Origin of the sequence: Acinetobacter sp. NBRC 110496 (assembly GCF_000876115.1) — a bacterium.
GTDB lineage: Bacteria > Pseudomonadota > Gammaproteobacteria > Pseudomonadales > Moraxellaceae > Acinetobacter.
Map to the genome: position 1 here is coordinate 50,411 of NZ_BBTF01000023.1, position 9,174 is coordinate 59,584.

The window sequence follows — 9,174 nt, forward strand, 5'->3', positions numbered from 1 at the left end:
TCGATATGAAAATTGCTCGACTGTCTTGCTTGGCTGTTCTTGGCTTCGCATTATTGGGTTGTGATCAAACCGCAAAGAAAGCCCCCTCTACGATGGCGATTAAAGCACGTGAACCAGTAATCGCACTTGCACTCGGTGGTGGAGGTGCTAAAGGTTTCGCCCATATCGGTGTCATTAAAGTACTAGAGTCACATGGGATTAAAGCAAAAATTGTTACAGGGACCAGTGCTGGTAGTTTTGTGGGTAGTATTTATGCCAGTGGGCAGACACCTTATCAAATGCAAAATCTAGCCCTGAAATTACAAGAATCGGATTTGCGTGACTTAACCTTAAATAGTCAGGGTATTATTCTGGGGCAGAAACTTCAGAATTACGTCAACACGCAGGTTGGCAATAAACCGATTGAACAGTTCCCAATCCGTTTTGCCGCAGTTGCAACACGTTTAGACAGCGGTAAAAAAGCAGAATTTATTAAAGGTAATGCAGGTCAAGCAGTACGTGCCTCATGCAGTATCCCTAATGTCTTTGTTCCTGCTGTCATTGGCAATACCAAATATGTAGATGGTGGCTTGGTCAGTCCAATCCCTGTTAAAACTGCAAAAGATATGGGTGCGGATATTGTGATTGCCATCGATATTTCTGCTCGTCCAGTTGGAGGTAAGCCTTTAAGCATGTGGGGCTTATTAGACCAAACTATTAATATTATGGGTCAACAAAGTATTAATGAAGAGCTCAATCAAGCCACTGTGGTGATTCAACCTAAAGTTGGCCATCTTGGCGCATTAGACCTTAAGTCTAGTAATGAAGCTATTTTAGAAGGTGAAAAAGCAGCTCAAGCCAAGATCACAGCAATCCAAAATGCGATCACAACGTTTAAAAATTCTCCTGCTGCACTGAAACCAGCTCCAAAATCTAAATTCTAATTAGAATCTTGGGCAGTTGATCTTAAAAAAATATCATCTGCCCCTTCCTAACTAAAAAAACAATCTTTGTATATTCATCAAGATAATCATCTGCTACAGTGCTTAAAGTGAATATTTTTTCACCTCCACTCCATTTAATGAGACGAGCAAATCTATGGAATTTGTAGTTGAACCTTGGCACTGGTTTGTATTAGGGATTTTACTGATTCTTTCAGAATTGATTTTGCCTGCTTTTGCTGCATTATGGTTTGGTATAGCAGCAGTTATGGTTTGTATTTTACTGTGGCTTTTCCCCATGATGGGCTTTACCACCCAAGTAATCACTTGGGGTATTTTATCTATTTTATGCACGATTCTTTGGTTCAAGTTTATTAAACCACTGTCTATTGACAAAACCAAAGCTGGGCTCCCTCGCGAAGCAACCATTGGTCAGGTTGGTATGGTTATCCAGACCGGACTTGAACATGGGCAACTGATTGTACGCTTCTCAATGCCTGTTTTAGGTTCTGATGAATGGCATTGCCGCTGTTCTGTTCCAGTACAAGTGGGTGATCGCGTTCGCGTGGTTGATATTTTGGGTAATGATTTGGTCGTTCAACCTCATACGTCATAAACACAAAGAGGGTTTCTAATGTCTGTCGGTACGATTGTTGTTTTAGCTTTTTTAGCTTTTATCGGTGTTACTATTTTTAAAGGGGTTCGTATTGTTCCCCAAGGTTATAAATGGATTGTACAACGTTTAGGTAAATACCATACTACGTTGAGTCCTGGTCTAAACTTTGTCATTCCTTATGTTGACGAGGTGGCTTATAAAATTACCACCAAAGATATTGTTTTGGATATTCCTTCGCAAGAAGTGATTACCCGTGATAATGCCGTGTTGGTAATGAATGCCGTAGCATATATCAATCTCACTACACCAGAAAAGGCGGTGTACGGAATTGAAAACTATACTTGGGCCATCCAAAATCTGGTTCAAACTTCACTGCGTTCAATTGTAGGTGAAATGGATTTGGATGATGCACTTTCTTCTCGCGATCATATTAAAGCGAAACTGAAAGCAGCGATTTCTGATGATATTTCAGATTGGGGCATCACCTTGAAAACGGTTGAAATCCAAGATATTCAACCTTCACACACCATGCAAGCTGCGATGGAAGCTCAAGCAGCAGCTGAACGTCAACGTCGTGCGACGGTGACCAAAGCTGATGGTGAAAAACAGGCCGCAATTCTAGAAGCGGATGGTCGTTTAGAAGCATCTCGTCGCGATGCAGAGGCACAAGTGGTTCTTGCTGAATCATCACAACGTGCCATTGAAATGGTCACCACTGCAGTCGGTGATAAAGAAATTCCTGTGGCTTACTTATTGGGTGAGCAATATGTGAAGGCGATGCAGGATCTCTCTAAATCAAGTAACGCAAAAACTGTGGTGCTTCCAGCCGATGTGCTGAATGCCATTCGTGGAATTATGGGTAAACACTAAACCCATTGTTCCTGAAAAAAATAAAGCAGCGTTATCGCTGCTTTATTTTTTAGTGCTGTTGGAGCAATTTTCGCGTCTTAACGGGAAGTTTTGCCACCACTAAATCATAAGAATCTTGAATCAAGTCTTGCAGCAAATCGGCTGTCATTTCATGACCACTGGCAATTGAGATCCAATGTTTCTTATTCATATGGTAGCCTGCCGAAATTGAAGGATATAACTCCAGATATTCCAGACTTTTCTCAGGCTTACATTTAATCGTCACTAGCAACTTGCCCGAATAAGCCCCAATTAACATAAACACCTTATCGCAGATCTTGAATACCTCACAATCTGGGCCAAAAGGCTGTGACTGAATGGAAAAAGCCAGTTGCTGTCCGTATTCAAGTGCAAGTTGTTCTAATTGTTCATCATTCATATAACCGCACTCCATTGTTATTTATTATTCATCAAGTAGAGGGCTATCGCTTAGCTTAACTTTTACGTGCGAGCAAGAATTGAGAAATCGCAACGAGCTCTTTGGCATCTTCACCAAAATAAGCGAGGGCTTCAAAGGCTTGATCATGCAAGCTTTGCGCATAAACTTGTGCCTGCGCCAAGCCCATTAAGGCAGGATAAGTCGATTTTTGCATTTGCTCATCCTTGCCTGCTGTTTTACCTAAAGTTTCAGTGCTCGCCGTAATATCCAAAATATCATCTTGCACTTGAAAGGCTAGACCAATGCTCTGTCCAAACTGGCGTAACTTTGGAATCGCCTGATCAGTACCTGCAAAGATGGTTACGGCCCCCATCATGATCGCTGCTTGAATCAATGCACCTGTTTTATTACGGTGAATATTCTCTAATTCTGCTTGATCTACCTGTTTAGCCGCCCCTTCTGCCTGTAAATCAAGAACTTGACCACAGACCATTCTTGAACTGGCGGTTGCTAAAATCTGTACCTGCTTCAAGACAATCGCAGCCTCGGTTTCCTGTCCTTGTTCGTCAAACAAGCGGCTACCCAATACTTCAAAGGCCATCGATTGTAAAATATCACCCGCTAATAGAGCCGTGTCTTCACCAAAGGCGACATGACAGGTGGGTTGGCCACGGCGGAGCAAGTCATTGTCCATACAAGGTAAATCATCATGTGCCAATGAATAGCAATGGATTAGTTCAACTGCAACTGCGGCACGACGCGCCGCTGCAAAATTATGATTCGGCTGTAACGAAGCTGCTGCATAACAGAGTGCAGGACGAATGCGCTTTCCACCTAACATTACTGCATGATGAACGGCAGCCTTTAAAGGTTCTGGAATTGAAAATGCAGCCAATGCTGTCAATAAATCTTGTTGAATACGTTGTTGAGCTTGTATGAGAACATCCGCATTAACTTGAGAAATAGATGACACAATTGCCTCGGGAAATCTTGATAAAAGGAAGTTGACAAGACTTGTCAGAATGTCGACATCATAACACTTTTTATCGGAAAAAAAGGAGTTTGTGTTTTTATTCGATTCAAAATAATAAGGCCCTCAAATGAAGGCCTTAGCAATAAATTTAGAATGAAAAATTAGAAAGCATCGCCCGGTACACGTACCCAACCTTCCATCAATACACGGGCGCTGCGGCTCATGATGGCTTTTTTCACTGACCATGTGCCATCAATCAGCTCTGCCTGAGCACCAACACGTAAGGTTCCAGATGGATGACCAAAACGCACCGCTGCACGCTCGCCGCCCCCTGCGGCTAAATTCACCAAGGTGCCGGGAATCGCTGCCGCTGTTCCAATCGCCACCGCAGCAGTACCCATCATGGCATGATGTAACTTGCCCATCGACAAAGCACGTACCAGTAAATCGACCTCGCTTGCCGCAACCGCTTTGCCACTAGATGAGCTATAATTTTTCGGTTGGGAGACAAAGGCAATTTTAGGCGTATGCTGACGTGCTGCTGCTTCTGAAATATCCTGAATCAAGCCCATTTGTACTGCACCATAGGCACGGATTTTCTCAAAACGTGCCAATGCAGCGGTATCACCATTAATCTGATCTTGTAATTCGGTGCCCTGATAGCCAATCTCTTCGGCATTCAGAAAAATGGTTGGAATTCCCGCATTGATAAAAGTTGCTTGAAATGTGCCGACTTCAGGCACTTCCAGTTGATCCACCACATTTCCTGTCGGGAACATATCGCCCCCTTCCTCACCATCATCGGCAGGATCTAAAAATTCAATTTGCACTTCCGCTGCCGGGAAAGTCACCCCATCCAGCTCAAAATCACCGGTTTCCTGTACTTGTCCATTACTCACAGGAACATGTGCAATGATAGTTTTTTGAATATTCTTCTGCCAGATCCGTACTGTGCAAATACCATTTTCAGGAATCCGCGCTGCATCAACCAAACCATTTGAAATGGCAAATGAACCCACTGCAGCCGTTAAATTACCGCAATTTCCACTCCAATCGACAAAAGGCTGATCAATCGATACTTGACCAAATAAATAGTCGACGTCGTGTTCTGGCTGGGTGCTTTTTGCCAAAATGACGGTTTTACTGGTACTGGAGGTCGCCCCTCCCATGCCATCAATCTGTTTCCCATAAGGATCTGGACTCCCAATGACACGCAAGAGAAGTTGATCACGCGCTTTGCCTGCTACTTGTGCCGCTTCAGGTAAATCATCCAGTTTGAAAAATACACCTTTACTTGTTCCACCACGCATATAGGTTGCTGGGACTTTGATTTGCGGTACTGAGCTCATGTCAATTTCATCCTTTTATCATGTTCTTGGTGCAGCGATATTTTAGGTCTCAAGTTACTGCACAGCAGCCAAAAATACCATACGACCAATTACTGTTGGATCAGTCATCATGGGTAAAATCTGTACATTATATTGCGTATATTTCCAAGGCTTAACAATGGCATAAATGCAAATCTATCGGGCTGGAAAAACAAAACCCTGTTCAACTGTAGCAAGATAAAGCCGAGTCTATTTCAGAAAAAAAAGCAACAACATGATTTTAAACAACTTATTAAGACAACTTCACAGTCATGGGATTGCTGTACTTTTACTAGGCGAAAATCTTTGAATCTATTAGAATAATCCCGTTAATTCCTCGTCGAGCTCAGTCCTTTGAACAACGATTCTTCTCAACTTCAGCGTGGACTAAAAAACCGCCATATCCAACTCATTGCCATGGGTGGAGCGATTGGTACGGGCTTATTTTTAGGTTCTGCGCAAATTATCCAGTCTGCTGGACCATCCATTATTTTGGGGTATGCAATTGGCGGCTTGATTGTTTTTCTCATCATGCGCCACTTAGGTGAAATGATTGTGGAAGAACCTGTTGCTGGTTCATTTAGTCATTTTGCTTATAAGTATTGGGGTAAATTTCCAGGCTTTATCACCGGCTGGAATTACTGGGTTCTCTACATCCTTGTCGCCATGACTGAGCTAACGGCTGTAGGGAAATATATTAATTACTGGTGGCCGCAAATTCCGGCATGGCAGTCTGTATTATTTTTCTTTGTCGTGATTACGGCAGTAAACCTGACCAATGTTAAATTTTATGGTGAATCAGAGTTCTGGTTAGCAATCATCAAGGTAACTGCTGTGGTTGCCATGATCTTGTTTGGTTTGTTCCTCCTCTTCACTGCAGATGCCAACTCAACAGCCTCATTTAGCAACCTTTGGTCACATGGCGGCTTTTTCCCGCATGGCTTCGAAGGCTTGTTCTATATGCTGGCTTTCTTGATGTTTGCCTTTGGGGGAATTGAGCTGATTGGTATGGCTGCGGCAGAAGCCAAAGATCCAAAGACAACCATTCCTAAAGCGATTAACCAAGTGGTCATTCGTATTTTGGTGTTCTATGTCGGTTCGCTTGCCATTCTCTTATCACTTGTGCCTTGGAACCAACTCGATCTTGGTGGCTTAGATAAAAGCCCATTTGTCATGATTTTCAGTCAAATGGGAATTGGTTGGGCAGCACATTTACTTAACTTTATTATCCTGACAGCAGCATTATCCGTCTATAACAGCGGAATGTATGCCAATAGCCGTATGGTATTTGGCTTGGCTCAACAAGGTAATGCACCGAAAGTCTTTACCAAAACCAATAAACAAGGCGTCCCAGTTCCAGCGGTACTGCTCTCTGCGTTCCTGATCTTTGGTTGTGTGTTGTTAAACTACTTTGTGCCGGAAGATGCGCTCGGACATTTAATGTATGTCGTTGTTGGTGCACTCGTTTTAAACTGGGCCATGATCAGCTTGACCCATTTGAAATACAAACGTCATATCAAAACAGCACAAATCAAGACCTCATACCCGGCGTTATGGTCTCCGTTCAGTAACTATCTGGTTTTGGCATTTATTGGTGTAGTGCTGTATATCATGTGGCAACAAGGCTTTAAAGAATCTGTACTGATGATTCCGATCTGGATCGTCGCCATGTTTATTTTCTATAAGTTTTTAAATCGTAAAACTGAAGATTAACAGTTGATCGGTTTCATTAAAAAGTGATTGCTTATGCAATCACTTTTTTGTTTATAATCATAAAATTATGCGCTTATAGCTTAACTGGATAGAGCAGTTGCCTCCTAAGCGACCGACGTGGGTTCGAGTCCCGCTAAGCGCATACCCTATCAGGCTCCAATGTAAATAACGACAACCTGCTAAATATCCCAGTTTCTTTCTATACTGGTAATCTGGCTATAAACACTTTGATATTCGGCTTGCTTCACGGTACACCAAACATCGACAAATGCTTTGCCTAAATATTCATTCAGATTCCGATTCGCCTTCAATAGCCTCAATGCTTGCATTTGTTCAGTCGGTAACAGTATGTGCTCACTTTGCAGCTTTAACTCATGTGCCTGTTTCGGTATGGCTAAATGATGGCTTAAACCATGCAAAGCACCGATCAACATGGTTGTAATCGCAAGATAAGGATTACAGTCCGCCCCAGCAACCCGATACTCCAAACGTTGATTGTCTTGATCTGAACAAGGAATGCGGATTGCCACGTTACGATTATTAACGCCCCAATTCGCCTCTAGCGGTACATGATGGCCGAACTTGAAACGGCGGAAGGAATTCAGGTTTGGCGCTAAAATTGCCATTGAATCAGGCATAAATAACAATAAGCCACTGATGACTTTTAACAGTGCTTCGGATGGCTCCGCATTTGAACTAAACAGATTTTTTTGATTCTGATCTAAAAGGCTCATATGGAAGTGCATCCCACTGCCTGCTTTATGTATCTCAGGCTTCGCCAGAAAATTGGCACGCAGATTATATCTATTGGAAATCTGCTTAATTGTTCTTTTTAACAACATGATTTGATCGCATAGCTTTAAAATCTCTGTCGTATGCTGCAGATTGATCTCGTACTGACTTGAAGAAGACTCAGAGACAATACCAGTAATCTGAATACCCTGCTGCTTTGCAACCCATTCAATCTCATTCAGCACATTTTGATAATGGTCAGAGATATTGATATCAAAACATTGCGTTATGGTTTCCTCAACATCCCCCGCCATGTTCAAAGGCTGTAAATAGAACTCAATTTCTGCTGCAATACAGGGAAAATAGTTTTGATGATGCAATCGGGCGCTGATTTTTTTCAGGATGTTGCGCGGTTCGAATAAACAATCTTGATGCATGTTCTGTTTCATGCTGAGTAGTAATTGTGCAGTCGTTTCAGGTTCAATCGCATGGGGTTGTAGTGTTCCTAAAACAGGTTCACATAAATAATCGGGCTCTCCAATATATTTCCCAAGGCCAGTTTCCTCAATGACCTTGCCCTCTAAACTCATGGCATAAATGGACAAGGGGAAATAACAACCTTTGGTCAGATTTCGTAGACAACCAATATCAATGCGTTTACCGCGTAAATGTCCATTCAAATCACACAAATAGATATCGATATGTTGTGTATCTGGGTAGCGTTCTAAATAAGCTTCAACTTCTTCTAAAAATTGATGTTTGGCAACAGAGATATCATCACCTTCAATCTTGTCATTTTTACTCTGGATAAACTTTTTAAATGTAGATGGATGATTGATCTCAACAAGTACAGCACTCATCGCTGGTCACTCGAGTTATAGGGTTAGAATCAGCTTAGTAGAGACCAGCACAGAAGTAACGTAAACAGTGCGTAAACTCTTGGGACTATCGAGTAATTTTTTTATAAAACGACAATAAAAAATGGAGCATTGCCCCATTTTAGCGTAACAAGGTTTTATCAACCTAAATCACTTCTAGTCGACCAACCGAATCGGTTTGATCCGTCTTATTCTGAGTGTCATTTCTTTTAAAGCATAATTGCTTGCAACAACTAGGAAAAAGCCAATTACAAATGACCCCATAACATCAAATGGGAAATGCACCCCCACAAAAATCCGAGATAGACCCACAATCACGCCCACACCTAAGCCAAGTAAACCAAGCTTTTTAAATCCGGCCATCCAATACGAAAATGCAATGATGGTAACCGTTAAAGTATGCTGACTTGGAAAAGAAGAGCTTGCCCCATGGCCAATCAGCTTATGTCCTAAATTGAGCTGAAATGGACGTGGATGGTGATAAAAGAACTCAATCAAATCACTTAATATCAGTGAAAATAGAACGATCAATAATGTTTTCGCAAATAAAAGACTATAGGTTTTCCATTGAATCACCAACAGAAAGACCAGAAAACCGATAAATACCGTATTTAAATCATTTGCAAAAAAAATGGCAAGCTTATCTAAAATAGGAAATTCCGTAGCAAAGGAATTGATATTATTGAA

At 41.9% G+C, this 9,174-nt stretch carries 9 protein-coding genes and 1 tRNA gene; 5 read left to right on the forward strand and 5 right to left on the reverse strand.

The window, feature by feature from the left end:
• The first annotated feature begins 5 nt into the window (after window positions 1–5).
• From Aba26S_RS12420 to Aba26S_RS12430, 3 genes are all read left to right on the forward strand, one after another.
• Window positions 6–923 (forward strand): patatin-like phospholipase family protein, encoded by a 918-nt coding sequence (locus Aba26S_RS12420; protein ID WP_043972361.1) that lies wholly within the window; start codon window positions 6–8, stop codon window positions 921–923.
• 154 nt (window positions 924–1,077) lie between these two features.
• A complete protein-coding gene (locus Aba26S_RS12425; RefSeq protein ID WP_005243912.1) occupies window positions 1,078–1,536 on the forward strand; it encodes an NfeD family protein in 459 nt (152 codons plus the stop codon).
• Between the two features lie 18 nt (window positions 1,537–1,554).
• Window positions 1,555–2,406, forward strand: coding sequence for an SPFH domain-containing protein (locus Aba26S_RS12430; RefSeq protein WP_005243918.1), 852 nt, complete (start codon window positions 1,555–1,557; stop codon window positions 2,404–2,406).
• 49 nt (window positions 2,407–2,455) lie between these two features.
• Here Aba26S_RS12430 and Aba26S_RS12435 read toward each other — a convergent pair whose 3' ends face one another.
• The 3 genes from Aba26S_RS12435 to prpF all read right to left on the reverse strand — a co-directional run bounded on the left by Aba26S_RS12435 (window position 2,456) and on the right by prpF (window position 5,146).
• Window positions 2,456–2,824 carry an MmcQ/YjbR family DNA-binding protein gene (locus Aba26S_RS12435; protein WP_005243920.1) on the reverse strand — a complete coding sequence of 123 codons (369 nt, stop codon included), beginning with the start codon at window positions 2,822–2,824 and terminating at the stop codon, window positions 2,456–2,458.
• A gap of 55 nt (window positions 2,825–2,879) precedes the next feature.
• Window positions 2,880–3,797 (reverse strand): polyprenyl synthetase family protein, encoded by a 918-nt coding sequence (locus tag Aba26S_RS12440; protein WP_043972352.1) that lies wholly within the window; start codon window positions 3,795–3,797, stop codon window positions 2,880–2,882.
• A gap of 161 nt (window positions 3,798–3,958) precedes the next feature.
• The gene (gene prpF / locus Aba26S_RS12445) at window positions 3,959–5,146 is read right to left on the reverse strand and encodes a 2-methylaconitate cis-trans isomerase PrpF (RefSeq protein ID WP_005243924.1); all 1,188 of its coding nucleotides are present in this window, start codon (window positions 5,144–5,146) and stop codon (window positions 3,959–3,961) included.
• Window positions 5,147–5,518: 372 nt separating this feature from the next.
• Here prpF and Aba26S_RS12450 point away from each other — a divergent pair, with 372 nt between their 5' ends.
• The gene (locus tag Aba26S_RS12450) at window positions 5,519–6,877 is read left to right on the forward strand and encodes an amino acid permease (RefSeq protein WP_005243926.1); all 1,359 of its coding nucleotides are present in this window, start codon (window positions 5,519–5,521) and stop codon (window positions 6,875–6,877) included.
• 69 nt (window positions 6,878–6,946) lie between these two features.
• A tRNA-Arg gene (locus Aba26S_RS12455) sits at window positions 6,947–7,019 on the forward strand.
• Between the two features lie 37 nt (window positions 7,020–7,056).
• Here Aba26S_RS12455 and Aba26S_RS12460 read toward each other — a convergent pair.
• Together Aba26S_RS12460 and Aba26S_RS12465 are read right to left on the reverse strand one after the other, a co-directional pair.
• A complete protein-coding gene (locus Aba26S_RS12460; RefSeq protein WP_043972355.1) occupies window positions 7,057–8,469 on the reverse strand; it encodes a glutamine synthetase family protein in 1,413 nt (470 codons plus the stop codon).
• A gap of 174 nt (window positions 8,470–8,643) precedes the next feature.
• Window positions 8,644–9,174 (reverse strand): phosphatase PAP2 family protein (locus Aba26S_RS12465; protein ID WP_052500223.1); only part of this gene is annotated, 531 nt, incomplete at its 5' end.

What these genes read in the sequence shown, in the direction of transcription:
- Aba26S_RS12435 (WP_005243920.1), bottom strand. Translation starts at nt 2,824, where the DNA reads ATGAATGATGAACAATTAGAACAACTTGCACTTGAATACGGACAGCAA.
- Aba26S_RS12420 (WP_043972361.1), top strand. Translation starts at nt 6, where the DNA reads ATGAAAATTGCTCGACTGTCTTGCTTGGCTGTTCTTGGCTTCGCATTA.
- Aba26S_RS12430 (WP_005243918.1), top strand. Translation starts at nt 1,555, where the DNA reads ATGTCTGTCGGTACGATTGTTGTTTTAGCTTTTTTAGCTTTTATCGGT.
- Aba26S_RS12425 (WP_005243912.1), top strand. Translation starts at nt 1,078, where the DNA reads ATGGAATTTGTAGTTGAACCTTGGCACTGGTTTGTATTAGGGATTTTA.
- Aba26S_RS12460 (WP_043972355.1), bottom strand. Translation starts at nt 8,469, where the DNA reads ATGAGTGCTGTACTTGTTGAGATCAATCATCCATCTACATTTAAAAAG.
- prpF (WP_005243924.1), bottom strand. Translation starts at nt 5,146, where the DNA reads ATGAGCTCAGTACCGCAAATCAAAGTCCCAGCAACCTATATGCGTGGT.